The following is a 25562-nucleotide window of genomic DNA, read 5'->3' on the forward strand; positions in this document are numbered from 1 at the left end:
GATTTAATTTATTCGACCTTGCAGATCCATGAAATTTCAAAAGGATTAAGTATCTGGCGGAATTGAGCTAGCACAAATGAGTGATTGGGACCTCATGATGCCAGGAATGGGGCTAACTGCAATTGGAGTAGCAGGCGTAACTATTTCGTACTCTGGAATTGCTCACACCTTCATTGACGGCATGCATGCACTTACTGGCCTAACTTTATTCATAGGATTAATCATATTATCAGCTGGAATTCTCAATGGAGGAATTTCCACAAGCAACAGGGCCAAAGCAACGACTTTGGTCATAATGTCAATTGTGTTATCATTTGCAATGTATGGATTTACGTTAAATTCGATTAGTACTATGGGAATTTTTGCAGGAGTTATGATGATTATTGCAACTCCGGCAATTGTAATGGCATATGTAGTAATGAAGATGCCAAAGTATGCCAAACCTGTTGGAGCAATCTTTGCACTAGCAGCAGGTACTGGAATCATAATGTTTGTAGCATTTGGATTAGTAGGTCCTCAACCATATCTGTTACCAGTTGAAGTTCCTGAAGAAGTTGCTGAAGAACCAGAAGCAATTCCAGCAGGAACACCAGTATTTACAATCAAGATGTTAGAAGGGTCATCCGTTCAAGGAGCACCAGACTATGATCCAGATGTAGCAAATGTACCCCAAGGTTATGTTGTAGAATGGGTAAATGAAGACTCTGTGGCACATACTGCTACAAGCTCGTTGGACTTTGGTGAAACATTTGACTCATCACTAGTTGGACCAGGCGAAAAGTTTGGACTAGATACAACAGACTTGGCAGTTGGTGAATACGAATACTTTTGCATAGTGCATCCATGGATGATTGCAACTTTAATCATCGAAGAACCAAAGGAAGCAATCACTGAAACGGTCTTGATCCCAGAAGGTGCAGGAGTGCAGCAGGTAGGTCAAGTATACTATGACCCAGATGTGATTACAGTAAGTATTGGTACTACAGTAGAATGGATAAACAATGATGTTGCAATACATACCTCAACAGACAAGAATGGAGGCTTTGATTCTGATATTATAGGTGCAGGAGCATCATATTCACAAACATTTAACGAAGCTGGAACATTTGATTACTTTTGCATAGTGCATCCATGGATGGAAGGCACTGTAATTGTTGAATAGTTTTGCAAAATACTATTTCATTTAATGAAAATCAAAAAAGACAACTTTTAGAACATGCAGAAAAAGAAAAACCAAACGAGTCGTGCGCCATACTGTATGGAAAAAACGATGACAGTAAAGCAATAGTAACAGAGATTTACTTTACAAAAAACATAGAAGAGTCACCAATCAACTTTACAATATCAAATGAAGAGTTAATCAAGGCATACAAAACAGCAGAAGAAAAACACTTGGAGATTGTCGGAATCTTTCATTCCCATCCAGATTCAATGGCAGTTCCATCAAATACAGATAAGAGATTCATGGAGAGTAATCCTGTAGTCTGGGTAATTTATTCAGGAGTTTCAAAGGAGTTTAAGGCATACACCCTAAATGAATCAGTTAAAGAAGTCACTATTCAGACTAGTTGAAAAGTTGCTTTTTGTCCATCCTTAATCTTTGAGAGAATTTTTTTGTCAGGTTTGATGATTCTCCCAATAACATTTACTGGCGAGTATGGAGTTATCTCCCCCTTTTTACCAATTGGGGTAGGACCATAAAATAAGCAAATTGCCTTTCCTTGGGGCCAGTATGTCACATCATTGAGTTTAACTGGAGATTTTGAATTTTCTTCAGATTCAGATACAGGGGACTCATCTGTGTAAATTTCCTCACCCCAAATGTTTAGAGATAATGTGAAAGGAAGTTTTTCAATAAATTGCTTGACAGTATTTGGAGAAGTAGAATCATCTAATTCTAATGAAATATTCTCAAGGTGTGGAATCGTCACTAGAATATTGTATTTCACGAATGATTACTCTTTCTTGAATTAAATATCCCTTACTTGCAATGTATTGTATGGAGATTCACGTATACGATACCTACGTAAAAGCCAAAGACGGACATACAATGCACTTTGATGTGATCACAAAAGAAAAAGATCATGACAAGGCAATCAAGTATGCAAAAGAATGGCTTGCAACTGTAGGAGAAGCAGGCTCTACTGTTACTACTGAAGAATGCCAATTCTGTCATTCACAGGGTGCACCTGAACCAGTAGCACAAGCAATAGAGAAGAACGGTTATTTCATCCAAAAGATGGAAGGCTGTCCATAAACTCCTTTTTTCTAATTTTTAGAATTATTTAGATTCGCGTGCTTTTTTGAGTGCTACTTTTGCTTCGGTCACAATTTTATCGTATGCTGCTTTTGCATCATCTCGTTGTTTCGTAGTAGATGAATCACTTCCACGAATCTTTTCATATGCTGCTTTTGCTTTTGCCACAATAGTATTGTAAGCAGTAACAGGATCTTTGGCCTTGATTATCTCATCAGTTATTGCAGTTGTCGTAGTGCCAGAACCTGATGTAGTTGAACTAGTTGTCTTTCCTGACGTATTTTTTATCTCTGCTATTGCTTTTTCATATGCTGCTTTTGCATCAGCAAGTGATTTGTCGTATGCTGCTTTTGCATCAGCAAGTGATTTGTCGTATGCTGCTTTTGCATCAGCTAATGCCTTTTCTATTGGATCCTTGATATTTGATGTGTTAGATGATGATTGTGAATTGGTATTTGTTCCTGAGGATTGGGAGTTTGTTGAAGACTTGCTAGTGCCTTCAGTAACTTTTTTGAGTTCTGCCTCGGCAGCACTTAGTGCCTTTGAGTATACTGTCTTTGCATCTTTCTTTTGTTGATCGGTAGCATTTTTGTCAATTCTTACCTTGTCATAAGCTGCCTTGGCGTCCTTTACAGTCTTTTCGTATTTTTTTATGGCATTTTCTATCTCCTTATCAGTAGTTTGTGCAGAGACATTGTTTGCAGTTAGAGGAGCAAGAATTAGTGACAGTATGATATAACTTACAATGAATGAATTTCGTTTATTTTTGAAAAGGTTTAGCATAGAGTGGATCTTGTAATGAGAGGGTTATTGCCCATCCTAATAAACTTGGAGATTAATTCATTCTAGAAAATTAATGGATTCTGAAATCTTTTTTACTCTACAATGTAAATCAGAACATGGAAAAACCTCAGTACGTCAAGCTAACTGTAGAAGGAAGTAAAAAGACCAAATGGATTTGTGGCTGCTTTCTTACAGAAGATGATTACTTCAAGTTCTGCGACAAGCATAATGCGGCACTCAAAAAAGCAGTACTAGCTCAAATAGACGAGTTGGATATGACTTTGGTAATTAATGAGGGTTAGAGTGCAATTATTGCAACAAATGCAGATACAAAGACTATTGCAATTGTGTTTAATAGTTTGATTACAGTGTTTAGTGCAGGTCCTGCTGTGTCTTTGTATGGGTCGCCAATGATATCACCGACTACTGCGACTTTGTGTTCTTCGCTTCCTTTGTTTCCTTGCATTTCAACTAACTTCTTTGCATTATCCCATGCACCACCAGTGTTTGCCAAATGATATGCCAAGAAAATTCCAGTAACAACGGCACCCATTAGCAATCCTGCTACTGCAGTTGGACCAAGTAATACGCCCAAGATAATTGGAGCAATAATAGCTATAACAGCGGATTTCCATAATTCTTTGATTGATGCTACTGTTGCAATGTCTACACATTTTGCGTAATCCGGAGTAGATTTTCCAGTGAGAATTTCAGGGTCTGCCTTGAATTGTCTTCTTACTTCATCTACCATCTTAGATGCGGCTCTAGATACACCGTTGATTAGCTGACCAGTGATGATAAATGGGATTAATCCACCTACTAGTAAACCTACAATTACTGCAGGATTTGTCAAGCTGTAATCTAATTCTAAAACTCCTTCAAAGATATGAGAAGCCTCAAATTGGAATGCTTGCATCATTGCAAGAGCTGCCAATGCTGCACTTGCTATAGCGAATCCTTTGGTAACGGCTTTGGTAGTATTTCCTACTGCATCAATTTCATCAGTTACCTTACGATTTTCTTCACCCATTCCAGTCATCTCTACAATTCCTCCAGCATTATCTGCAATTGGTCCAAATGCATCAATGCTCAGAACAATTCCAGCAAGACTTAGCATTGCCATTGCAGTTAATGAAGTTCCAAAGATTCCATAGAGTACTGGGTCTGCACCTTCTGGAGCAGCGGCAGATGAAATGCTATATGAAAGAACAATTGCAACTACTAGTGCAATCATGAAAGGACCTGTTGATTGTAGTCCTTTGATAATTCCCATTAATGTTAATGATGCATAACCCCATTTTGCAGAGTCTGCAATTTCTTTAACTGGTCCGAATTTGTAATTTGTATACTTGTCTGTAATCTTTTGAATCACAGGGACGAGAATTACACCAATTACCGTAGTGCCAAATAATGCGTATGCTGCAGTGGATTCACCAATAAATTGAGTCGTAAATACAAAGTTTAGACCAATTGCAATAGCTGCAGAGACATAAAATGAACGATTCAAAGGCTTCATTACATCAGTGACATTCTTAGAGCCAACTATCACTACTCCAATAATTGATGCAATCATTCCTGATGCTCCAATAAGGATTGGATAAAGGAAGAGTTCAGGTGCGCCAATTAGTGCTGCAATAAGTAATGCTGCAAGTATAGTTACAATATAAGATTCGTAAACATCAGAACCCATTCCAGCTGCATCTCCAACATTATCTCCTACATTATCTGCAATCGTTGCAGGGTTTCTAGGATCATCTTCAGGAATGTTTGCTTCAACTTTTCCAACCAAGTCAGCACCCATATCTGCTGCCTTGGTGAATATTCCACCACCAATTCTAATGAATAATGCAATAAGGCTTGCACCTATTCCAACACCAGCGATTGTAATTGGATCGGGATAAATCAGATAAAGTCCAGTTATTGCCAATAAAGCCATTGCCGGAACTGCCAATCCTACTGTAGCACCACCTCTAAAGGCCATTGCAAATGTTTTACCCAGTCCACTGTTGCTAAGATGTGCTGCTCGTACTGCAGCCTTTACTGTAATTTTTAATGAAATTAATCCTGCTACTGCAGATAAAGTGGCACCTACTGCAAAGGCAATTCCGTTTGAAGGTTGCAAAAATCCGCCTATGATTACTGAAAGTGCGATTGCAACTGGAATGATAATCTTCATTTCTCTTTTGAGAAATGCAGCAGCCCCAACTTTGACAGCGTTTGAGATATCCATCATCTCTTTTGTACCTGTGGGTTGTTTTGTAATCCATGCCACAAGGCCGGCAGCTACAACAAAAGAAGCTATACCTGCCCCAATTGGCAGAAGTTCCTGTACCTCCATTTTAATACCTGCATGCCTATTCGGGCGAAATATAAATCATTGATAAAAAATTAGAAAAATTTCATTTTCTTTTACGATATGGTGCAAAAGTTTTACCACGAATTCCTTGCCTGACTAACTTGTTGAATCTTTTCCCATGTGCCAAATATGGAAATCGCATATGGATCAACTCATGGACTATAGTGTTTTCAAGATTTCTCTCGTCAGGTATCTTTCTAACATTAATGAATATCATGTTGTGTTGAAGGTACGACACACCATAGTATTTGTATGCAGATGTACGTCGTCCTTCAGTCATTTCTTTTGGCATTTCCAGAACCTCTTTTGTGGTAAGAAGAACTTTCGGTTCTGGAATAGAAAACCTATTTGCATATATTCCAATTTTTTCTAAAATTTGTAAGCGGAGTTCGGGTTCTAGCTTCATGTTCCTTTATTTTGGATTGCGGGTTTATTCTAAAGTGTCAATTGTTGCTTTGAGTTTTGTTCATTTTGTCAATATGAAGAGGGTCAGAGTTTTAGTAGTGTAATCATGTATCATACAGCCACCGTCTCATCATACCCCTAATTCATTAGATCAAGTAGGGATTTTACTTTATGTTTTATTTCTGCAGTAATTATTACAAATACTAGCCCTTCATTGGGTTGACCATACATTACTACAGAATTCTCAGGTGCATTGATGCATACAGGAAGAACAAGTAAATCCTCTTCGCCATGGACTGTGATTCGAACGGGTGGTTTTGAGCTAAATGCCTTCTTAATTGTTTCAAGGCTTTCAGAAGATATTTCAGCTGCTGGATTATTACAGGTCAGGTGAGTCGTAACAGAAGTTTCGGTTGGAGGACTTCGCCGAACGCGTTTTTCTTGTCCATCAACAATTTGTAAGGATGGAATTATTCCATATTTGATCATTTTTTCTGTTGTAGCATCCCCAACAGTAATAACAAACGCATCTTTGGGTAAAAGTTTCAAAATTTCTTCTTTGTTTGTTTTTGCATTAGGGATAAGTGCTCCTAAAGGAATCTTTAATTTTTCACGAAGATTTTCTGGAAGTTTCACGACATTATCAATTAGTTTGAAGGATTTGTACTTGCTGCCGTTCCAGAACCTAATGATTGACCTGCATCAGTTTTTGGTATGTTTTCCTCAACAGGTTTTTCTTGTGCAGTTTCAGAAGCCATCTCTTCTTGTAATTTAGCAGCCAATATACTACATTGAGCTGCAATGTTCTTTGCAGAGTTTCTGAAAGCTTCTGCACTTGGTGAATTTGGATCAGTTAGCATTATTGGTTTGCCAAGATCAGAGCCAGACATTATTCCAGAGTTTAATGGAATTTCGCCAATAAATGGAATCTTGAATTGTTCACTGATCTTTTTGGCACCACCTTCACCAAAGATGTAATGTTTTTCATCACATTTTGAACATACAAAGCTACTCATATTTTCTACAACTCCAATAATTGGTACATTCAGCTTTTCAAACATTCCAATTGCTTTTACTGCAACATTACTTGCCACATCTTGTGGAGTTGTTACAACAAGTATTCCAGTGATTGGAATTGTTTGAGCTAAAGTTAAAGGAATATCTCCGGTTCCAGGTGGCAAGTCAACGATTAGATAATCAAGGTCACTCCAGTTAGTATCTACTAAAAATTGTTTTAAGATTCCAGAAATAATTGGTCCTCGGTATATGGCAGCTTGGTGAGATTGTTCTGCAAAAAATCCAAATGACACGACTTTCATCCCATTTGTTTCTGCTGGTTGTAATTTGTTATTATCAACTTCCATAAATGCATCCTTCATCCCAAGCATTAATGGAATGCTAGGTCCATAGATATCTGCATCAAGTAATCCTACTTTTGCTCCTGTTTGAGATAATGCTAAAGCTAAGTTTAATGAAACTGTTGACTTGCCAACTCCACCTTTACCACTTGCTACACCAATGATGTTCTTAACAGTGGCCATCCCTGTATCAGCATCAAGTGAACGACCTTCCATGACTTTTGCAGTTACATTTAGATCAAAGTTTTTTACACCATCAATTTCACCAATGGCCTTTCTAACATCTTCTTCAATCTCTGCATTAAACGGACATGCAGGAGTAGTAAGCTCTAATGTAAATTTGAGATTTCCTTGGTTGAGTTCCAAATCTTTTATCATCCCCATTGATACAATGTCTTTTTTCAAATCTGGATCAATAACAGTACTAAGTTTTTCGAGAACTTGATCTACTCCAACCATGGGTGAAAAGCTCCGTTTACTTTATTTAAAGATAGGTTGGGAAATCATCTCAAATTAAGAATAATTGAACAATCGTAAAAATACCTGTAAATTTTGTGAAAAATTACCCAAAGATTCATAAATTCAGATTCGGAAATCAGTGCACAGTTGTTTTCTATATCTACCCTAGTCGATGTTGTAAGGATACCACCTAGCTTGTTTGGCACAACTCTCAAAAAAGCGGCAATCAACATTCTCAAAGAAAAGTACGAAAGCATGATCAATGCAGATTTGGGATACATCATTATGATTTTAGATGCCAAAGTAGACGAGATGGGAAAGATGGTAGCCGGAGATGGAGGAACATTTCACAAAGTTGAGTTTGAGGCATTAACATTTTATCCAAAACTACAAGAGATTGTTCAAGGGGAGATTGTAGACATTACAGACTTTGGTGCATTTGTTAGAATTGGCCCAACTGACGCATTACTACACCTTTCACAAGTAATGGATGATTATTTGAAGAGTGATGTAAAGTCAGGAATGATTCTTGCAAATCAAAGTGGAAGAACTCTCAAAGTTGGTTCAACATTACGTTCTAGAATTACTGCTGTATCATTAGGTAAAGCAGCTTCAATGGGAAAGATAGGAATCACATGCAGACAGCCATTCTTAGGTGCTGATGAATGGATTGCAGAAGAGATCAAAAAAGGTGGAAGCGATGCAGATAGTGACAAGCCATCAAAGAAAGAAGAAAAGGCTGTAGAAGTAAAGGAGAAGTAAAATGGTCAGAGAGATGGCTTGTAGAAAATGCAAGTTCGTTACAACAGGAAAAGTTTGTCCCGCATGCAAATCATCAGATCTTACCCCAGACTGGAACGGAATTGTTCTAGTAGTTAATCCAGAAAATTCTCAAATTGCACAGACCTTAGGCATTACATCAAAAGGAAAGTACGCAATCAAGGTAACATAAGTTGGGCAATAGTCCAAAAAAAGATTTAGAGAGATTTCTAGCTGAAGATATAGGAAAAGGAGACATTACAAGTGCACTTTTACCAAAAAAGAAAATTTGTGCTCAGATAATTTCTAGAGAGAAAGGCATTGCGGCAGGAACAAAATATGCAAAAGAAGTTTTTACATTAAAAAAATGCAAAGTCAAAATTAAGAAAACGGACGGTAGTAAAATAAATCCAAATGATGTAATTATGGAAATTTCAGGGAATGCAGATTCAATTTTATCATGTGAGAGAACATCATTGAATTTGTTATCTAGAATGTGTGGAATAGCCACACAGACAAACGAGTTAAGCAGATTAATTGGAAATAACAAGACAAAATTGTTTGCAACAAGAAAGACGGCTCCAGGTTTACGATTCTTTGACAAAGAAGCAGTAAGTATTGGAGGAGGGTTCAAACACAGAATGCGACTAGATGACATGGTCATGATAAAAGATAATCATATTGAGGTAGGAGATTCATTAGTGGAGATAATTCGTAAAGCCAGAAAAAAACACAAGAAAATTGAAGTTGAAGTAGAAAACCAAAAAGATGCACTGATTGCAGCAAAAGAGCATGCAACAATAATCATGCTAGATAATTTTTCGCCAAATCAGATTAAAAAAACAATTAAGATTTTAGAGAAAAATAAGCTTAGAGATAAAGTAAAACTTGAAGCATCAGGAGGAATATCAAAAAAGAACATTAAATCATATGCAAAAACAGGAGTCGATATAATTTCAGTTGGTTCCATAACAAATTCAGTTATGGGCATAGATTTGAGCCTAGAAGTTAAAAATTAGTTTTTGTTTCTTTGTTGAATTTTTGATTCTAATTCTTTTAGTGATTTATTTTTTGGATCAATCTCTTTTAATTTCTCACAAGATGCAATACTGTCTTTAATTTGACCAAGCTTAAAGTGAGCGTTTGCTTTTAACAAAAGCACGTCAGGATCATATTCACCTATTTTTAATGCCTCATCAAAGTGTACTAATGCAGTTTTTAATTTACCTCGCATGTAGTATATGCCTCCAACGATAAAATGCACATCATGATTATGAGGGGTTTTTCGAAGTATTTCGTCTCCAATCTTAATTGCCTTATCATATTGCTTGTCTTTGACTAACTTTCGTAATTCCTTCATTTGATTGCGTACTGAAAATTCTTTTTCGCTAGGTTTTTTCCCAAATAATCCCGTCATGTGATTTCAAAAGTGATAAGAATGATGAAGTTAACTTATTGCAAGCATTCTTTCAATTGCAAGTCTGGCCTTATCGGCAGTTTGCTTTGGGACTTTAACTTCATATTTATCTTCAGATAAAGAATCAAAGACTTTTTGCAGAGTAATCATCTTCATGTATTGACATTCTGCTTTATCAGACGCTGCAACAAATGTTTTTTCTGGATTTTGTTTACGCATTCTATATAATATTCCAGTCTCCGTTGCAACAACAAATTGATTTGATTGAGATTTACTAACATGATTCATCATGCCTTCTGTTGACAGAATTTGTACTTGTCTTCCTTTGTAATTTCCTGCAGCTACATCATACATCATAGGAGTTGTGCAGCTGCATTCAGGATGAATGACAAATTCTGCATTTTTCATGGAATCAAGTTTTTGTGTAACATCTTCTGGCGTTATACCAGCATGTACATGGCATTCACCTGCCCAGATGTACATGTTTTTTCTTCCAGTCATTTTAGATACAAAGGAGCCAAGAAACATGTCAGGTAGAAACAAAATTTCTTTATCCTCTGGAATCGCTTTTACTACATTTACTGCATTTGACGAAGTGCAACAATAATCAAGCTCTGCTTTGATTTCAGCAGTAGTATTGACATAACCTACAGCAATAGCATTAGGGTGTTGCTTTTTCCAATTTTTTAGATCATTAACAGTTATGGAATCAGAAAGAGAACATCCTGCCTCCAGATCAGGTATCAATACTTTTTTTTCTGGAGATATTATGGCTGCAGTTTCAGCCATAAAGTGTACACCACAAAACAAGATTGTCTTGTGTTGAGTCTTTGCAGCTTGACGTGCAAGACCTAAAGAATCACCAACAAAATCAGCAACATCTTGAACTTGTGGAATTTGGTAATTATGAGCTAAGATAACAACGTCTTTTTCTTTCTTTAATGCAAGTATCTCATCTTGTAAATTCAAACTATTGTGAGTGATTTATGAGCGAATTTAAAGAATGAGAAAGAGACAGGTAATTTCTATAATTCACGCTTTTATGGCAATAATTGCCAATTTAGGTTCCAATTTGAATGTCTTGAGAACATATTTCCCTCAGTCTTTCAATTGCAGACAAAGTAGCCAGTCTACTTGTTTTTGGATTATTTGCATCAGGTATGTTTTCAACGATAAATGACATCTTTCCAAATTTACCTATTGCCTCTACCTGATGTGTGTTAGTGATAGAATTCGGATCAGCTATAATTTTGACAGATGTTTTTTCACTTCCTAATCCGGCTAAGCTCAATAATGCTGCAACATTGATGTTTGCGGGAAATAATGAAACAGCATCTTTAGCAGAACCCTGAAAAACTACAGTAGGCGCCGAGATTGATTCAATATCAATATCAGAAGTTTCAAAAAATTTTGCGCCTTTTAATGATCTTGGGTGCTTTGTAGTAGTCAAAGTTACTGCATCCAGTTCATCTTTTACAGCTTTAATACCATCTAGACCGGCAATTGCCCCAGATGGCAGATAAATTGTTTTTTTAAATTCTTTGCATGCATCATAAAGAATTTCAAAAATGGATTCATCCAACAGAGCGCCAACACTCATGATCATCATATCCTTTCTATTTTGTAAAACACTTAATGCTACATCTTTGACTGCATTTTGAGAAGCTGCCTCAACTACCAAATCAACGTTATTTGATGAAAGTAAATGTGAGTTTTTTACAATTTCTGGTTTTTTGGATAATTTTGAAATCAATTCATTTGAGCGCTCTTCAGATTGATCAAACACATGTGTAAGCAAAGCTGGAATTTTTCCAGAATCAATAGATAATGCTATTTGAGTGCCAATCGCCCCACATCCTAACAAAGCAATTTTTTTCAATTAGATCGTCTTGGATTCAACTTGTAATTAATTTTAGTCTATTATTAGTAAAACATTGGCATAACCTAAAGATTTTATCTTCAGGATCAAAGTACTCCTATGCTCAATAGTGTCTTCAAAGATGCCATAAAGAGGCGTGAAAAGACTCTAGAAATTCTTAGGGGGCCAAAATTTGAGCAAATTAAAGAAGAAGCACGACAAAATTGGGTTGAATTTGTTCCAGAAAAAATTGAGAGTGTAATTGCAGGTATTGACAGTAGTTTTAACAGTACCAAATTCCAAGGCGCAGAAATGTGGGCAGTCACTGCAGTTTCTGTAAAATCAGATGGTGAGATTCTAGAAGATCTACATGATTTTGGTTTGGGATATCCTCAATCAGATATTTCGTCTATTGCAAGTAAGATGGAAGTTGAAGCTTGCGAGAAGACGGTTGATTTAACAGATTTAGTTTTGATGGATGGCTCTTTGTATTCTCAATTTATGACAAGACAATCATCCCTCACATCATCAATAGTTCGAGTAATGAAAAAACGTGGAAATGTTATTTTCATTTCCAAAACATCAAACACCAGAGCTCAATTTGAGAAACTAGGCTCAATTGCAGGAGACATATTCTATTTTAATCATGCAACCCAATCACCTGGATTTAGCAAGTTGTTTAAGGATCCAAGTTATGGTAAAGACAAAATCATATCATCTACATATGCTAGATTAAGTGAATCCTTACCATTAATCAAAATTGAATTACTAGGGGAAGACTATACTGAAACGGAAATTAAGGAATTGCTCAATAAACTGTATAAAAATAGTGTTGGCGGATACCCATATTCATTAAAGCTTGCACACAACAATTGTAAGATTAGTGGAAAAGATCTTGCAAAATTAGTTAGTCTGCATGGACTTTCAACAGAGATTGGTTCAAGGGAGGTCCTAGGTTGATCATAGGATACGTAATTGGAGAATCAAAACCTACAAGAATTACTGCTCTAGCTTCAAGAGCACTATCAATAGGAGAATATGTTATTATCAATTCTGATGAAGGTAAAATTTTAGGATTAGTTGAAAGATCATATGTTTCAAGTGTAGCATTATCAGATGTTAGAAATTTTGATGAAGCAGTAGAAAGCAAAGAGATTGCAGAGATTAACAAACGAGATAAGGGGTACACATCACAAATAATGATTTTGGGTTTCTTAGATAAATTACAAAAAGGTCAATCAATAGTTCCTGCAATACCTCCATTACCAGGAACAGAAATTCTTGAAGCATCAAAAAAAGATTTGGAGAAAATTTTTGGGCCTGATGGAAATGAATGGATAAGAATTGGTTCTCTTTTAAGGAATCCAGAAATTGATGCAAAAATTAACATCAACAAAATAGTTGCGCGTCATGTTGGAATTTTGGCGATGACTGGAATGGGGAAAAGCAATCTAGTTTCATTACTAGCAAAACAAATTGACAGTCTAAGTGGGACTGTGATAATTTTTGATTATCATGACGACTACAGTAATCTAGCCATTCCAAGAATTAATGTGATTGATGCAAAGATCAATCCCAGACTTTTAGATGCAGAATCACTTGGGGAAGTGTTAGAGATACGGGATAATGCTAGTATTCAACAAAGAATTCTTCGTATGGCGTTTACCAAACAAGTTAAAGAAAGTAAAGACTTCTGGATGGCACTAAATGATCAAGTAGAAGAAATAATTCAACTAAATAAAAAAGACAAAAAAGAATACACATACTCTGGTGGAAGGGTTCAAGACAAAATTGATGATGCGCAACATAAATTTTCAGATATTTTAGATCCCGATGTAGTTGATCCCATTGGTCTAATCAAAGAGGGAAGAATTAACGTACTGAATATTTCTAGCCTTAGTGAAAAACAGGCAAATGTAGCTGTTTCATATTATCTTCAAGAATTACTAAATGACAGAAAAGAATCAATTCGTGCAAAAAATGCAAAACAAACAACAAAGAGGTCCCCTAGATTTGGAACTTCAATTTTTGTAGTAATTGAAGAGGCCCACGTGTTTATTCCCAAAGGAGAAGATACACAAGCAAAGTATTGGGCATCAAAAATTGCCAGAGAAGGTAGAAAGTTTGGACTCGGTTTAGCAGTAGTTTCACAGCGACCAAGGAGCCTAGATCCAAATATTTTAAGCCAAATGGGTTCACTTGCAATAATGAAAATTGTTCAAGAAGATGATCAGAGTCAAATCACGTCAGCGGCTGAATCAATCAGTAAAAATTTGATAGAGCAATTAACATCACTAAATGTAGGCGATGCAATTTTAGTTGGACAATGGGCAAATCTTCCATCAATAGTTCACATTCAAGAAGTTAAAGAAAAGACCAGGGGAGCAGATCAAAATGCAGTGACAGAGTGGGCAGTTGCAAAAAAATTTGAAGGAATCGCAAAGGAATCAACACAAAAACTTATTCAAAAAGACTTGTTAGTTGATTAGAATGCGTTTTTCACACATTTCAGACACACACCTAGGATTAACTCAATACAACTCAGAAGAAAGAGAGAACGATGTCTATGAAGCATTTAGTCAGGCAATAGACAGATCAATTGCAGATAAAGTGGACTTTGTAATTTTTGCCGGAGATATTTTCCACACTCCAAGTCCAAGTGGGACTGCAATAATGCATATGGCTCATGCATTAAAAAAACTAAAACAAAATAACATAGAATCGTTTTTCATCTTAGGAGAGCATGATATTAGTAGAATAAGGGCATATCCGGTTCCGTACGTCTATCATAAACTTGAATTTTCAAAATATATCGGACAAGGCGACCCCATTTACTTTAAGGATGTCATGATAGTTGGATTTGATAAAATAAGAAAAAGTGAAATAAATGAATTTGAAGAAAAATTTGCAAAAGTTGATTCTTTAGCAAAAGAATTCAAAGGTCATAAAATTTTAGTATTACATCAAGGGTTATCGGAAGTAAACAAATTTGCTGGAGAATTAAGTGCTAATGATCTTCCAAAAAATTTTACATATTATGCAATGGGTCACCTTCATGACAAATTTTTAAAATCATTTACTAATCTAGGAGGACCGCTAGCATATCCAGGTTCAACGGAATTAACCACCAGTGAAGGAATTAAGGAAACGTCCAAAGGATTTTTTGAAGTGGATATTTCAAGTCAAAATGCAGAGCCTGAATGGATAGAGCTTGAACTTCGAGCTCAGAGATCACTTGTGGTAAATTTTGATGATCTTAGTTCATCTATTGACCAGATTATTGGAGAGTTTAGAAATTCAAAGAAAAAGCCGATTGTAGATATTAAAATTCGAGGTAAAGACATACCGTCAGATGTTGTTCAAGCACAAGTTTCACGTCTTATTCCTGAGACATTATACTGTTCATGGAAAATTGCAAGAGAAGGAGATAATTCATCAATTTACTTGGAAAAACCTGCGAAAATTGATGATGAGTTACTAAAGCTTGCAATAACTTCGTTGAAATCTGAACATCTTGGAAATTTTGCAATAAACGAACTACTCCCGCTTCTGACTTCAAATCAGGTTGAAATAGCAAATCAGATGGTTGTAGATAATTACAGACAATTCAGAAAGGAGAAACTAAATGATAAGAACAGTTGAGATTGGAGATTTTCTATCCCACTCAGATACAAAACTAAATTTTGAAAATGGAGTTACAGTCTTTGTAGGCCATAATGGAGCAGGTAAATCAAGTGTTATTGATGCAATTACATTTGCATTATTTGGACAACACACAAGAAAATCTAACAAAGGATTAGTACGTAGGGGACAAAATCAAGGATTTGCAAGCATTACGTTTACTGTGGGAGATAGAGAGTATAGATCAACTAGAAAAATAGACACAAAGGGTACAATGTCATCACAATTCTTAGAGAGAAAAGAGGAAGATTGGATTCCAATTGCAGAAGGAGAAAGAAAGCAATTTGGAGAATCTATGACAAAAAAAATTGAATCAGCCATTGGTTTAGATTTTGAAAAATTAAAAATTGCATCAATTGTTCAGCAAGGAGAACTTAATTCAATAATCAAGGCAAAACCAAAAGAATTCAAAGAGTTGATTAATGCCATAATAGGTATCGACAAGCTGGATATTTCATCAGAATTTATGAAAGAAATTCTAAAAAACTTCAGACATACCATAAAAACTGAATTAAACTATGACGATACGCAAATTGACTTTTTAAAAAATGAGGTCGATAGATCAAAAGAAGAAGTAGAAAAAAACATTCCCTTACATAAACAAATCATTGCAGAAAAAGAAAAAATTCAAAATGAGATAAAACAACTTAAAGAAAAAATAGAAAGAGATTCCCCCAAATTGGATAAAATTCAGCAATTAAATTTGAGAAAAGATGAATTGGTAAAATATGCAAAAGATGCAATCTTGTCAATTCAGAAAGATATCACTCAAAAAGAGAGGAAAATTAGTGAATGTGAAGGCTGTTTTGACATAATTACGAAGAAAAATGATTTGGAAAACGTATTAAAAACAATTGAAGAAAGTATTGAAGATTCGTTAAAGAAAATTGAAGGCCTTAAGCTGAAAATAGCTTCTCTAAATGAACAAGAATCTATTGCAAAAAAACTACATCTTGATGACGGTAAATGCCCAGTGTGTGATTCTAAAGTTGATCATTTGAATCCATTATTTCAGGAAGAGCACCTCAGAGAAGAGATCAATAGAATGAAAAATGAGACTATAAAGTTGGAAAAGGATCACGGAGCATACACTATAAAGAAGAATGATTTTACAAAGAAGATTCAGCAGATTAGAGATGCAGAAACAATTCTCCGAACTCATTCAATTACATCAATTCAAGAAATTAGTCAATTAAAACAAGAAGTACAAAATAAGCGTAGTGACATACAAAAAATTCCATTAACAATTAATTCAAGACAATTAGTTGAGATTGCATCAATTGACTCACACTCAAAGCAGTTGTATGAAAAAATCCATCAACTTGAAGAACAGACAAAAGATTTTGATTTTGAATCATTTAAAAATTTGAAAAATTCTTTGACAGATAAAGAAAGAGAGGGAAGTAGTTTAGATCAGAAATTAGGAGCCATACAAGAAAAAATTCGAAATGATGAAGAAAGAATTTCCAAAACAGAATCAGCGTTAAAAGAATTGAATGTTGTCAAACAGTATATCGATAATCTTGTAAACATTCAAAACAATGTTTTTAGTCGTGACGGTCCAGTTGCAACAAGTTTAAGATCATGGGCATTAGACATGATTTCACTTAAGGCATCTGAATATCTATCCATGTTAAACACAAAGATTCAGCGAATAGAGTTATCAGAAAAAGCTAGGGATGTATCAATAATTTGTTACTCAAAAACCACCAGTTTAGATTTAGAATCTTTGAGTGGTGGGGAGCAGGTAAGCATTGCACTAGCACTAAGACTTGGAATGACTCAGTTACTAGGAACTTCCAATCTGAATTTTGTCATTCTAGATGAGCCAACAATGCATTTAGATGAAGAACGAAGAAGATCATTAGTCAAAGTTCTATCTCAACTTTCAGAGATAGGAAATCTACAAGAAAAAGTACCTATGCAGTTTATTATAATTACTCATGATGCAGAGATTTTTCAAGATTCTGCAGTTGAGCAGATTTTCAGATTCGAATCTTCCAATTCAGGAACGGTAGTTACAGCACTCTAGCCGCCAGTAAGCTTGGCAAACTTTTCATTTTTGCTAAGTTTTTCCATAAATTCAATGTTGGATAAAGCAACAACTGCTGATTCTACTACTGGCTCATCAGGATCATTTAGAGCCTTTTGGAGTGCTTCTTTTGCCTCCTTATTTCCTACAACACCTAATGCTATTGCAGCTTCATGTCGTACAAACATGCTAGGATCATTTAATGTGGCATCAACTAGATGGGGAACACATATTGAATGACCCATTTGACCTAATGAAAAAGCAGCCTCGTGTCGGACTAGCTCATTAACATCATTTTTGAGAACTTTGGCAATGTAGGGTACTTTGTCTTCTCCACCAAAATCTACCAAGATGCAAGTTGATCGAGTTCTCACTACATAATCATCATGTTCTAAAAGATTTACAAAATATTTTACATCTTTTTTTTCATATTTTTCTTCCATTTCGGAAAATAGTTTTAATCGCTCATCAGTCACGACTTGTTTTTGACTCAATGATAAATGCCACCTAGTCTCATATATTATCCTAATTCGTATTTTCAAATTAAGGAAAGACATAGTTATGTTTTTAATAGAAAATCAAATCAACTAAATTATGCGAGCAAAGATAGGCGAGAAAGCACCTAATCTCAAAATTTCCGAATGGGTCCAAGGAATGCCAACAAATTTTGATCAGGAGAAAGACAAGATCATTCTCGCAGAGGTTTTCCAAGTAAATTGTCCGGGATGTTTTATGTATGGCATACCTGAGGCGATAAACATCTACAACAAATACAAGGATGAAGGAGTTCGAGTCGTAGGCATTGCAACAGCGTTTGAGGATTTTGATAAAAATACACTAGACAATTTGAAATTATTGTTAAAAACAGGAGAAGTGATTGGAGATACCCTTCAATCACTTGGTCAATACAAGCAGCTGGATGGAAACAAAATACCATATAAAATACCATTTCCAGTAGCTATGGATTCCCTTATCAAGGAAACAGGTGAGATCGATAATGCAAGAATTATGGATTTTATTTATTCACAAATTCCAGCATTTGATTCACAACCAGAAGATTATCGCACTCAGATTATTCAAAGAGTCAAAGATTACATGAAATCAAAAGAGTATACTGCAGAAACATTTGAGATGTTTTCCTTGCAAGGAACACCATCTACAATTCTAGTTGACAGAAAAGGAATATTACGAGACGTATCCTTTGGGCAGAGCGGTAATTTGGAACCAATGATTCAATCATTACTTAATGAGTGACCGCTTTTTTAAAAATAAAAGACCAATCAGTCCAGTAGCCAAAACCAAAGGAGCTATTTCAGAAAACTCTGGTAGGTAAGTGGTTCCAATAATATCTAGAGTGTGTTTTCCTGTACCTACGAATTCAAGTGTAATAAATGATATTTGCTCACTTGTCTGTACCTTTGGAAAAATTTCTACATCATTAAGGAAAAAAGTGAAATTGCCATTGATCAAATTTTTAGGAATGTAAATTTCTGCTAAATTATTTTCTAGTCCACTATCAATTGTCAGCGTTAATCGTTTTCCTTCGGCATCAAAATTAATCTTGTTTACATCAAAATTAGAGACAGTTTCAACTTCAAACTCATAACCACCCGTTTCAATTATGAAGTCTTGTTTCAAACCAGTACGATCAGATAAGGGTGCTGCAAATGCGGGAGATACAGTTGTAAAAATTATTAAAAGTACCAGTAATGTTTTCAATTTATGCTACGCCAGGTAGAACTCGTTTCCTAAGTTCTTTATCTTTTGCAATCCTTGGATGATGAGGATCTGCCAATATTACTTCAAACCAATAGTGCATACCATCTTTGTAAACAAAATAAGAACCTAATAGCTTCATGTTTGGATGTTTTTCCATAACTCTATTCTCTGCGACTTGTTTCATACTTACGTCTGCTTTAATTCTAGTAACACCAAGATGTTTTGGTCGTCTACCACCTCTTGGGCGTTGTCGTCTCATGCCGCCTGTACCAACTCGCATTCTGATTACTACAATTCCTTGTTTTGCTTTGTATCCTAGTCTTCGTGCTCGTTGAATTCTACTTGGAGTGTCAATTCTAGTCATAGCATTTTGTTTACGCCATCCGACAATCCTATCACGAATGTCTGGAGAATTTTCCTTCCACAATTGAACCCAAATTTGGTCTTGACGACTAGGCATATCGCCAACTAACGAAATCCCCTTAATATCTTATTTGCAATTTGAGAGAGGAAAAATTAGGAATTAACCTCAAATCAGCAAAAAATCAATTGATCAGGTTTTAGCAATAAATTGACCACATTCATTCTTGAGGAAAATCATCCTAACTCTAAATGATAAAGACTATATCGATTTTTTAGAATCTGCACAAGAATGTGAGAAATTATCAGCAGAAGAGATGATTTACGATCTCATTAACTACTATATCAAAGTACAAAGAAACAAGGAAAAAATTCGTGCCAGATTTCAAAAAAAACTTTGAAGGAAAGCAGTAACAATCAAAATCAGGCAATATTTTCAATGATTGTGAAACCAGCACATGTTTTTGCAGGCTTGATTTTGATAATAATTGGTTCATTGATAGTAGTATATGACTATCCACAATTAGAATACCTAAAAAATGTAGAACAAATTACAGAATCAACTGATACAATCGGTTTACAAGGTAGATTACAGATAGAGTTTACAGTAGGAATAACTATTTTGATTGCAGGAATAATACTAGCAGGATATGGAATGCTTAAAAAAATTAAAGGTTCTTTGGTAAAGTAATCTTAAAGGTGGTTGGATTAGAAGATAGTGTGATATCGCCGCCGTGTTTTTCGACAATACTTTTACAGATTGATAATCCAAGTCCAGTACCATAAGATTTAGTGGTAAACATTGGATCAAAGATTTGTGATGCAATAGAATCTGAAATTCCAGGACCTGTATCTTCAAATTCAATCAAAACTTTGTCATTTTTATCAGTAATTCGAATAGTAATGTCACCATCCTCATTCATGGCTTGAATTGCATTAGTAATCAAGTTAGCAAAAACAGCTTCTAATTTCCTATAATCACAGTTAATGCTGACATCTTTTTCTGGACGGTTAATGTTAATGTCAGAAGGTTTCACTATTGAATCAATAGCAGACTCTACTACTGCGCGAAGAGAAACTTTTTGCAGGTTTAATTCAGTAACACGGACATAATCTAAAACATCATCAACAAGATGGACAATACGTAGTATTGCTCGGTCTATTCTTCCATTATACTGTAATCGCTCTTCAATCTTCATGTTAGGTTTTGTTTTCATGATACCATGAGTTGTTTTAATGACTGAAAGTGGATTCCTAAGATCATGTGCTAATCTAGAAGTCAATTCACCGATGGTAGCCATTTTTTCAGAGCGGGACAACTGCTGTGATTTTTCATCAACCATTTTTTCAAGATATTGCTCACGAATTTCCAATTCCTTTTCTTTGACAGTAACTTTTTCAAGTTCTGCACGAAGTTCTTGATTTAGATTGTTGTAAGTTTTTTCTTTAATTTGCATCTCTTGATTTCGTCTGTTTAGTTCATCATTTTGTTCTTCGAGGCGTTGAGAAAGATCTTGTAATAGATCAACTTTTCCTTGCAAATCCTGATTAAGTTTAGCAGCAGCGTTAATTTTTTGATTTGAAATTTCAGCAATCTCACGTAACTGCATTTCCTTTTCTTTCAAATCCAGTTTAGTAGATTCTAATTCTTTAAACGCCGAAGCCGCAACCTCTGATAAATTTTGAATTAATGGATTTGGCAAATCAGGTTTTGAGGTTTGCATAGACATTTACTTGAAAATAAAATTTGATGTACTTGTGTTTGTTTGAGATGTACGGACAGAGAATTTACCTATTAACGAATGATTTTTCAGAAATTGTCTGTTCTTTTTGGACGCCTATGAAATCATATTTTCATCAATACCTAAAATAACATGGCTGGAAAGCACATCAACCGTAAAAAAAGAGAGGTATCTGCAGAAGATGAATGGGCGCATATTACTGGTGTTGGAGAAAAGATTGAAGTTGCAGATGCAATGGAAGTCCAAGACAGAAGCATTACTTTTAAAAATCAATATGGAGAACCTTCAACAAATTTTGAAGTCTATGAAGAAGAAAAAAACAAAATGAATGACGAGGTTGGAAACACTGCACAGTATCTAAAATTCGTAAATGAAAGCATAATGGAAAAGAAAAGAAGATTAGATATGTTTCATGAAAGACAAAGAAAATTCCAAGAAGAGATCGACTCACTTCAATTTTATCAACCAAAAACAAAAGAACAATTAGATAAAATAAAGTACAAAGACATTAAGGCAGGCGACATAGAGGCTGCAATAAAATTTCTTGAAAACGAAAGAGAAGAGATAAAGAGAAAGATGGAATACTTTACGTCTCAAGTAAGTAGAACTCAATCAGATTTAATAGAAAAAGACAAGCAGATAGCTGAAATCAAAGCTGAGCTTGTTTTAGCTCAGAAGAAGGAATCAATGCAAAGTGAACAAAAACAGGAAGACCCAATCGAGGTCATAAAAAAACAATTAGAATCACTAGAAAATAAAGAAGAAGCAAGAAAAATTCTACAGTCAGTAAATAGTCTTGTAGAAAGAATGAATGTTAGGAATAATTAGATAATATTTGTAACATCTAATTTGGGTTTTTATTACTCGATGTAATTACAAATTTATGAAAAAAATTCTATTAATGTTTAGTTTAATGATGTTATCAACGGCCACGGTATTTGCTCAAGAAGGAGGAATTCAGATATCAACTGACAAGCAGACGTATTACTTTGGAGATTTTCTCAAATTCACAATAAATGTAGATAATGTAACTGGAGATTTTGCAGTGATACACATAGTTGATTCATCAGGCAAAAAGAGTTCTCCAATTAATTTACCAATTTCTGAAAAAATAACGACAATAACTGCACCCAATCCATTTGGTGCAGAAATTTTTGGTGAGGGAGAATACACCCTAGAAGTGGATTATGATAGAAAATATCACTCAACGAAATTTTTTGTAAAAGATTCTGGCAAAGTAGTCATTCCAGTATGGATTAAGGACCTAGGGGCATGGTGGATTGAAGGTTTGATTTCAGATTCAGAATTTGCAAAAGGTATTGAATATTTGATAGAGAGTAATGTGATTGTTATCCAACAGCAAGCAGTACAAGAGAATCATGAATCATCAATACCAGATTGGTTCAGATATACTACAGAACTATGGATTCAAGAAGACAATGGGATTTCTGATGAAGAATTTGCCAATGCTTTAGCACATTTAATAAAAATTGGAGTCATAGTCATCAATGCAAGTGATGAAAGTGAACAGACATAGCATCATAGTCATAATAGCATCAATTGTCATCGTGGGAACGCTTGCATATTCATTTGTTAATGCAACATCAGTAGAAAACATTGAATTCAGATGGAATCAAAATAGTTCGTTTGATTATATAGTAATGATGCATGGTGGAAAGATTGAGTTATGTAATGCATCAGAATTTCCAGTCACAGTTAGAGCAATCAATATGGATTTGTATTTTGATAATCAGAAACTCGGTACCTTTACGGTGGAACCAGTTACGATCAATTCAAATTCTATGATTGAAGCTACTGGAATTTCAGATATGAAAGAAAATTCATCGCCCATAATGTTGCTCTTTATGAATACAGAATTTGCAGGAACAGACATTGCAAGGATAGACAGTAACAAAATGTTCGTACAGGTAAATTACAATACATCCATCTTGGGATTTATTCCACTTGTAGTATCTGAGGTATATTCAGGATATGAGTTTTATCAAATAATGAATGGTGAAATTGATAGTTTTCATTGTCAATAGGATAGATAGATGAATTTTTAATGAATATAAGAAAATGATTTAAAGAAATTTCAATAGTGTTTGTTTTCTTTAGACAGATATTTTTTCAAAATGGTTAATCCAATATCACATATATTATCAATATGGTAAGTGCCCCCGATAATACGTCTGTTATAATAGTAGATGACGATTATGATAGCTTAGAAGTACTATCAGAGTATTTGAGCATAAAAAATCTAAATGTGATTGCCAAGGCAAAAAATGGCGCTGAGGCGGTAATAATTTATGAAAAACTGCAGCCAGATGTAGTACTATTAGATGTCATAATGCCAGAATATGATGGATTTTATGCTTTACAGAAAATTAAGGGTATCAATCCAAATGCAAAAGTAATTTTTGTTACAGCCGCAACAGCAGGTGTTACTCAAAAAAGGCTCTTTGAATCAAATGTAGAAGCAATAATCTTCAAACCATTTGAGATGGATTATTTACTAGAAACTATTGACATGGTAAAACAAGGAAAGAAGAGAATTCCAAATACAGTAAGAGCACTAAATAAAACAGATTAAATTTCTAAAATTATTTTTGTCTACTGCCTCTGCTAATCATCCAGAGGACAAAGCCTACAATTAATGCAACGATAAATGCTGCTACAACACCAATAATCAATTCTTTACCCATGCCGGGGGATGTAGTTGATTTAGATTCATCAAGTACACAAACACCATCTTGAAGAATTGTTCCAGGTCCACAAGATTGATCCAATACACATGCACCATCTTTTAGCACTGTTCCAGGTCCACATTGTGTTTTTGGTTGAGTGGTTGTTGGTGTTGGTTCTGGCTTAGGCTCAGGTGTTGGTGCAGGAGCTGGTTCAGGTTCTGGTTCTGGAGCTGGTTCAGGTTCTGGTTCTGGAGCTGGTTCAGGTTCTGGTTCTGGAGCTGGTTCAGGTTCTGGTTGAATGCCAATATCAGTACCAATGATTTCAAGCTCATCAGTTCCGTTTTCTAATTCGATTTGTAATGTTCTACTAGTAGATGTGGTTTCAATTTCCTCAAATGTTGGTTCTTCACCATCTGCAATAATTATAAAATCTTCATCAGTTCCATCAAAAACAGAATCAAAATAGCTTCGTTCCAAAGTGATCTCTAAAATTCCTGGCGAACCAGAAACGTCAACATCAATGATTAACGACACAAAGTCAAGGTCAGCATCTATACTGACGACATCTACACCTTCAGCATCATAGTTGATAGTTACAGGAGTTCCATCAATATCTACTTCTATGCTACCAGGTTCTGCATAAGCAGCTCCAGTGGTAAATATTGCAAAGACCACTAGAAGGAAGGCAACTTTTGGTATCAAACTTAGATTACGCCTCTAAGGATCTGTATTATCTTTTCTGCTATAACATTTGCAGCTAAGGACTGAGCTTCTTTTGTCTGAGCACCCATATGAGGCGTCAAAATGACGTTATCCAAAGAGGCCAATTTATGACCGGTGGCAGGTTCCTTTTCAAAGACATCCAAAGCTGCCCCACCAAGGTTACCATTTTTGAGTGCCTCGTACAAGGCATCTTCATCTATGACGCCACCTCTAGAAGTATTGATTATCTTTGCAGTCTTTTTCATAGTGGACAGACGTTTTGCATCTATCAAGTGATAAGTAGAATCCAACAATGGGACATGTAATGAGATATAATCAGAACTTTGTAATAGAGTATCCAAGTCAGCTTTCATTAAACCAACATCTTTTGCAAACTCTTCATCAATTGGAACTACATCATAACCAATAATATTCATGTTAAGACCTCTAGCTAAGCGACCTAATCTTTTTCCAATATTTCCCAATCCAACAATTCCCAAATACTTGCCTTTTAGCTCAGTACCTAACATCTGTTTTTTTAGCCATTGATCATTTCTAATTCCTCTATCAGCTCTTGGTATTTGTCTTGCTAATGAGAACATCAAACCTAGTACTAGTTCTGCAACAGCTGTCATTGCGCCTTCAACTGCATTTATCACGCGAATGTTTTTTGCTTTAGCAGCATCTAGATCAATGTTATCAAGACCAACTCCAACTCTAGCGATGATTTTACATTTCTCTGCTTTGTCAATCATCTCTTTTGTGATCTTGGTTCTGCTTCGAACAATTACGATGTTGAATTGAGAGATTTTTTCTTTGATTTGTTCTGGGGTAATTTCTGGTTCATATGTTACCTGCAATCCATTTTCTTTGAGAATTTTTTCTAATACCTTATCAACTTCGTCGCAAATTAACACAGAATCATTAAAGCTCATGTTGTTCTGCCATTATTCACTGAATATAATTATTGTGTGAATAGAAAAAGAG

32 protein-coding genes and 1 pseudogene are annotated in these 25562 nt (G+C 35.3%); 18 read left to right on the plus strand and 15 right to left on the minus strand.

From position 1 onward, the window contains the following. Positions 1 to 76: 76 nt before the first annotated feature. Together DWQ18_06960 and DWQ18_06965 are read left to right on the plus strand one after the other, a co-directional pair. Complete coding sequence (locus tag DWQ18_06960) at positions 77 to 1162, plus strand: copper-binding protein (protein ID RDJ32919.1); 1086 nt, start codon at positions 77 to 79, stop codon at positions 1160 to 1162. Between the two features lie 14 nt (positions 1163 to 1176). Further along, positions 1177 to 1572, plus strand: coding sequence for a peptidase (locus tag DWQ18_06965; protein ID RDJ33425.1), 396 nt, complete (start codon positions 1177 to 1179; stop codon positions 1570 to 1572). On the opposite strand, the gene DWQ18_06970 is transcribed toward DWQ18_06965, so the two are convergent. Further along, on the minus strand, positions 1560 to 1949 hold the full coding sequence (locus DWQ18_06970; GenBank protein RDJ32920.1) for a hypothetical protein: 390 nt from the start codon (positions 1947 to 1949) through the stop codon (positions 1560 to 1562). The two genes, DWQ18_06965 and DWQ18_06970, sit on opposite strands and share 13 nt — an antisense overlap. A 50-nt stretch (positions 1950 to 1999) precedes the next feature. Here DWQ18_06970 and DWQ18_06975 point away from each other — a divergent pair, with 50 nt between their 5' ends. After that, positions 2000 to 2257, plus strand: a complete 258-nt coding sequence (locus DWQ18_06975; GenBank protein RDJ32921.1) for a DUF2024 family protein — start codon at positions 2000 to 2002, stop codon at positions 2255 to 2257. Between the two features lie 24 nt (positions 2258 to 2281). Here DWQ18_06975 and DWQ18_06980 read toward each other — a convergent pair whose 3' ends face one another. Next, positions 2282 to 3040: a hypothetical protein gene (locus DWQ18_06980; GenBank protein RDJ32922.1), complete on the minus strand. Its 759-nt coding sequence runs from the start codon at positions 3038 to 3040 to the stop codon at positions 2282 to 2284. A gap of 116 nt (positions 3041 to 3156) precedes the next feature. Between DWQ18_06980 and DWQ18_06985 the strand changes: the two genes are divergently transcribed. Next, entirely contained in the window at positions 3157 to 3342 is a 186-nt protein-coding gene (locus tag DWQ18_06985; GenBank protein ID RDJ32923.1) for a hypothetical protein, read from the plus strand. Here DWQ18_06985 and DWQ18_06990 read toward each other — a convergent pair. The 4 genes from DWQ18_06990 to DWQ18_07005 form a co-directional block, all read right to left on the minus strand. Continuing rightward, a complete protein-coding gene (locus tag DWQ18_06990; GenBank protein ID RDJ32924.1) occupies positions 3339 to 5378 on the minus strand; it encodes a sodium-translocating pyrophosphatase in 2040 nt (679 codons plus the stop codon). The two genes, DWQ18_06985 and DWQ18_06990, sit on opposite strands and share 4 nt — an antisense overlap. A 61-nt stretch (positions 5379 to 5439) precedes the next feature. Beyond that, positions 5440 to 5802 carry a hypothetical protein gene (locus tag DWQ18_06995; protein ID RDJ32925.1) on the minus strand — a complete coding sequence of 121 codons (363 nt, stop codon included), beginning with the start codon at positions 5800 to 5802 and terminating at the stop codon, positions 5440 to 5442. A gap of 137 nt (positions 5803 to 5939) precedes the next feature. Then, positions 5940 to 6437, minus strand: a complete 498-nt coding sequence (locus tag DWQ18_07000; protein ID RDJ32926.1) for a DUF359 domain-containing protein — start codon at positions 6435 to 6437, stop codon at positions 5940 to 5942. Between the two features lie 11 nt (positions 6438 to 6448). Continuing rightward, the gene (locus DWQ18_07005) at positions 6449 to 7618 is read right to left on the minus strand and encodes an MRP family ATP-binding protein (GenBank protein RDJ32927.1); all 1170 of its coding nucleotides are present in this window, start codon (positions 7616 to 7618) and stop codon (positions 6449 to 6451) included. A 147-nt stretch (positions 7619 to 7765) separates the two neighbouring features. Between DWQ18_07005 and DWQ18_07010 the strand changes: the two genes are divergently transcribed. From DWQ18_07010 to nadC, 3 genes are read left to right on the plus strand one after another with little or no spacing between them, the layout of a single operon-like run. Next, entirely contained in the window at positions 7766 to 8380 is a 615-nt protein-coding gene (locus DWQ18_07010) for a DNA-directed RNA polymerase (protein RDJ32928.1), read from the plus strand. A 1-nt stretch (position 8381) separates the two neighbouring features. After that, positions 8382 to 8570, plus strand: a complete 189-nt coding sequence (locus DWQ18_07015; protein ID RDJ32929.1) for a transcription elongation factor Spt4 — start codon at positions 8382 to 8384, stop codon at positions 8568 to 8570. A gap of 1 nt (position 8571) precedes the next feature. Next, positions 8572 to 9396 (plus strand): carboxylating nicotinate-nucleotide diphosphorylase, encoded by an 825-nt coding sequence (gene nadC, locus DWQ18_07020; GenBank protein RDJ32930.1) that lies wholly within the window; start codon positions 8572 to 8574, stop codon positions 9394 to 9396. Here the strand turns inward: nadC and DWQ18_07025 are convergent. From DWQ18_07025 to DWQ18_07035, 3 genes are all read right to left on the minus strand, one after another. Then, a complete protein-coding gene (locus DWQ18_07025) occupies positions 9393 to 9794 on the minus strand; it encodes a hypothetical protein (GenBank protein RDJ32931.1) in 402 nt (133 codons plus the stop codon). The two genes, nadC and DWQ18_07025, sit on opposite strands and share 4 nt — an antisense overlap. Positions 9795 to 9824: 30 nt before the next feature. Continuing rightward, the gene (locus DWQ18_07030) at positions 9825 to 10778 is read right to left on the minus strand and encodes a quinolinate synthase NadA (protein RDJ32932.1); all 954 of its coding nucleotides are present in this window, start codon (positions 10776 to 10778) and stop codon (positions 9825 to 9827) included. Positions 10779 to 10854: 76 nt separating this feature from the next. Next, positions 10855 to 11673: an aspartate dehydrogenase gene (locus DWQ18_07035; GenBank protein ID RDJ32933.1), complete on the minus strand. Its 819-nt coding sequence runs from the start codon at positions 11671 to 11673 to the stop codon at positions 10855 to 10857. A gap of 99 nt (positions 11674 to 11772) precedes the next feature. Between DWQ18_07035 and DWQ18_07040 the strand changes: the two genes are divergently transcribed. Genes DWQ18_07040 through DWQ18_07055 form a run of 4 tightly spaced genes read left to right on the plus strand, consistent with a single transcriptional unit; the run spans position 11773 to position 17365 of the window. After that, positions 11773 to 12612: a nuclease gene (locus tag DWQ18_07040; GenBank protein ID RDJ32934.1), complete on the plus strand. Its 840-nt coding sequence runs from the start codon at positions 11773 to 11775 to the stop codon at positions 12610 to 12612. After that, positions 12609 to 14141: an ATP-binding protein gene (locus DWQ18_07045; GenBank protein RDJ32935.1), complete on the plus strand. Its 1533-nt coding sequence runs from the start codon at positions 12609 to 12611 to the stop codon at positions 14139 to 14141. The genes DWQ18_07040 and DWQ18_07045 overlap by 4 nt, the downstream gene beginning before the upstream one ends. A gap of 1 nt (position 14142) precedes the next feature. Further along, the gene (locus DWQ18_07050; GenBank protein ID RDJ33426.1) at positions 14143 to 15294 is read left to right on the plus strand and encodes an exonuclease SbcCD subunit D; all 1152 of its coding nucleotides are present in this window, start codon (positions 14143 to 14145) and stop codon (positions 15292 to 15294) included. Beyond that, positions 15278 to 17365, plus strand: coding sequence for an SMC family ATPase (locus DWQ18_07055; protein RDJ32936.1), 2088 nt, complete (start codon positions 15278 to 15280; stop codon positions 17363 to 17365). Before DWQ18_07050 ends, DWQ18_07055 begins: the two co-directional genes overlap by 17 nt. Here the strand turns inward: DWQ18_07055 and DWQ18_07060 are convergent. After that, positions 17362 to 17922 (minus strand): HEAT repeat domain-containing protein, encoded by a 561-nt coding sequence (locus tag DWQ18_07060; protein ID RDJ32937.1) that lies wholly within the window; start codon positions 17920 to 17922, stop codon positions 17362 to 17364. The genes DWQ18_07055 and DWQ18_07060 overlap by 4 nt on opposite strands. A 37-nt stretch (positions 17923 to 17959) precedes the next feature. Between DWQ18_07060 and DWQ18_07065 the strand changes: the two genes are divergently transcribed. Next, on the plus strand, positions 17960 to 18619 hold the full coding sequence (locus tag DWQ18_07065; protein ID RDJ32938.1) for a TlpA family protein disulfide reductase: 660 nt from the start codon (positions 17960 to 17962) through the stop codon (positions 18617 to 18619). Here DWQ18_07065 and DWQ18_07070 read toward each other — a convergent pair. Then, positions 18605 to 19084: a hypothetical protein gene (locus DWQ18_07070; protein ID RDJ32939.1), complete on the minus strand. Its 480-nt coding sequence runs from the start codon at positions 19082 to 19084 to the stop codon at positions 18605 to 18607. The genes DWQ18_07065 and DWQ18_07070 overlap by 15 nt on opposite strands. 1 nt (position 19085) lies before the next feature. Next, a complete protein-coding gene (locus DWQ18_07075) occupies positions 19086 to 19544 on the minus strand; it encodes a 50S ribosomal protein L15e (protein RDJ32940.1) in 459 nt (152 codons plus the stop codon). 297 nt (positions 19545 to 19841) lie between these two features. On the opposite strand from DWQ18_07075, the gene DWQ18_07080 reads away from it, so the two are divergent. Then, on the plus strand, positions 19842 to 20135 hold the full coding sequence (locus DWQ18_07080) for a hypothetical protein (GenBank protein ID RDJ32941.1): 294 nt from the start codon (positions 19842 to 19844) through the stop codon (positions 20133 to 20135). Here the strand turns inward: DWQ18_07080 and DWQ18_07085 are convergent. After that, complete coding sequence (locus tag DWQ18_07085; GenBank protein ID RDJ32942.1) at positions 20113 to 21174, minus strand: GHKL domain-containing protein; 1062 nt, start codon at positions 21172 to 21174, stop codon at positions 20113 to 20115. The genes DWQ18_07080 and DWQ18_07085 overlap by 23 nt on opposite strands. Positions 21175 to 21318: 144 nt before the next feature. Between DWQ18_07085 and DWQ18_07090 the strand changes: the two genes are divergently transcribed. From DWQ18_07090 to DWQ18_07105, 4 genes are all read left to right on the plus strand, one after another. After that, positions 21319 to 22014 (plus strand): hypothetical protein, encoded by a 696-nt coding sequence (locus DWQ18_07090; GenBank protein ID RDJ32943.1) that lies wholly within the window; start codon positions 21319 to 21321, stop codon positions 22012 to 22014. Positions 22015 to 22069: 55 nt separating this feature from the next. Then, on the plus strand, positions 22070 to 22723 hold the full coding sequence (locus DWQ18_07095) for a hypothetical protein (GenBank protein RDJ32944.1): 654 nt from the start codon (positions 22070 to 22072) through the stop codon (positions 22721 to 22723). Then, positions 22704 to 23231, plus strand: coding sequence for a hypothetical protein (locus DWQ18_07100; protein ID RDJ32945.1), 528 nt, complete (start codon positions 22704 to 22706; stop codon positions 23229 to 23231). The genes DWQ18_07095 and DWQ18_07100 overlap by 20 nt, the downstream gene beginning before the upstream one ends. A gap of 122 nt (positions 23232 to 23353) precedes the next feature. After that, positions 23354 to 23779, plus strand: a complete 426-nt coding sequence (locus DWQ18_07105) for a response regulator (GenBank protein RDJ32946.1) — start codon at positions 23354 to 23356, stop codon at positions 23777 to 23779. Between the two features lie 10 nt (positions 23780 to 23789). On the opposite strand, the gene DWQ18_07110 is transcribed toward DWQ18_07105, so the two are convergent. After that, positions 23790 to 23999 (minus strand): hypothetical protein, encoded by a 210-nt coding sequence (locus DWQ18_07110; GenBank protein RDJ32947.1) that lies wholly within the window; start codon positions 23997 to 23999, stop codon positions 23790 to 23792. Between the two features lie 40 nt (positions 24000 to 24039). Between DWQ18_07110 and DWQ18_07115 the strand changes: the two are divergent. Next, positions 24040 to 24168 (plus strand): annotated as a pseudogene (locus DWQ18_07115) (endoglucanase). Between the two features lie 409 nt (positions 24169 to 24577). Here DWQ18_07115 and DWQ18_07120 read toward each other — a convergent pair. Beyond that, entirely contained in the window at positions 24578 to 25510 is a 933-nt protein-coding gene (locus tag DWQ18_07120; protein ID RDJ32948.1) for a 3-phosphoglycerate dehydrogenase, read from the minus strand. Positions 25511 to 25562 lie beyond the last annotated feature (52 nt).

Source organism: Thermoproteota archaeon (assembly GCA_003352285.1).
In the GTDB taxonomy this organism is placed as follows: Archaea; Thermoproteota; Nitrososphaeria; order Nitrososphaerales; family Nitrosopumilaceae; genus PXYB01.

Coding starts and splice junctions, on each gene's coding strand:
- DWQ18_07085 (RDJ32942.1), bottom strand. CDS start 21,174: ATGTCTATGCAAACCTCAAAACCTGATTTGCCAAATCCATTAATTCAA.
- DWQ18_06975 (RDJ32921.1), top strand. CDS start 2,000: ATGGAGATTCACGTATACGATACCTACGTAAAAGCCAAAGACGGACAT.
- DWQ18_07060 (RDJ32937.1), bottom strand. CDS start 17,922: ATGTCTTTCCTTAATTTGAAAATACGAATTAGGATAATATATGAGACT.
- DWQ18_07095 (RDJ32944.1), top strand. CDS start 22,070: ATGAAAAAAATTCTATTAATGTTTAGTTTAATGATGTTATCAACGGCC.
- DWQ18_07040 (RDJ32934.1), top strand. CDS start 11,773: ATGCTCAATAGTGTCTTCAAAGATGCCATAAAGAGGCGTGAAAAGACT.
- DWQ18_06990 (RDJ32924.1), bottom strand. CDS start 5,378: ATGGAGGTACAGGAACTTCTGCCAATTGGGGCAGGTATAGCTTCTTTT.
- DWQ18_06985 (RDJ32923.1), top strand. CDS start 3,157: ATGGAAAAACCTCAGTACGTCAAGCTAACTGTAGAAGGAAGTAAAAAG.
- DWQ18_07055 (RDJ32936.1), top strand. CDS start 15,278: ATGATAAGAACAGTTGAGATTGGAGATTTTCTATCCCACTCAGATACA.
- DWQ18_07090 (RDJ32943.1), top strand. CDS start 21,319: ATGGCTGGAAAGCACATCAACCGTAAAAAAAGAGAGGTATCTGCAGAA.
- DWQ18_06960 (RDJ32919.1), top strand. CDS start 77: ATGAGTGATTGGGACCTCATGATGCCAGGAATGGGGCTAACTGCAATT.
- DWQ18_07100 (RDJ32945.1), top strand. CDS start 22,704: ATGAAAGTGAACAGACATAGCATCATAGTCATAATAGCATCAATTGTC.
- DWQ18_07120 (RDJ32948.1), bottom strand. CDS start 25,510: ATGAGCTTTAATGATTCTGTGTTAATTTGCGACGAAGTTGATAAGGTA.
- DWQ18_07025 (RDJ32931.1), bottom strand. CDS start 9,794: ATGACGGGATTATTTGGGAAAAAACCTAGCGAAAAAGAATTTTCAGTA.
- DWQ18_07075 (RDJ32940.1), bottom strand. CDS start 19,544: ATGCCTAGTCGTCAAGACCAAATTTGGGTTCAATTGTGGAAGGAAAAT.
- DWQ18_07005 (RDJ32927.1), bottom strand. CDS start 7,618: ATGGTTGGAGTAGATCAAGTTCTCGAAAAACTTAGTACTGTTATTGAT.
- DWQ18_06980 (RDJ32922.1), bottom strand. CDS start 3,040: ATGCTAAACCTTTTCAAAAATAAACGAAATTCATTCATTGTAAGTTAT.
- DWQ18_07015 (RDJ32929.1), top strand. CDS start 8,382: ATGGTCAGAGAGATGGCTTGTAGAAAATGCAAGTTCGTTACAACAGGA.
- DWQ18_07065 (RDJ32938.1), top strand. CDS start 17,960: ATGCGAGCAAAGATAGGCGAGAAAGCACCTAATCTCAAAATTTCCGAA.
- DWQ18_07105 (RDJ32946.1), top strand. CDS start 23,354: ATGGTAAGTGCCCCCGATAATACGTCTGTTATAATAGTAGATGACGAT.
- DWQ18_06995 (RDJ32925.1), bottom strand. CDS start 5,802: ATGAAGCTAGAACCCGAACTCCGCTTACAAATTTTAGAAAAAATTGGA.
- DWQ18_07050 (RDJ33426.1), top strand. CDS start 14,143: ATGCGTTTTTCACACATTTCAGACACACACCTAGGATTAACTCAATAC.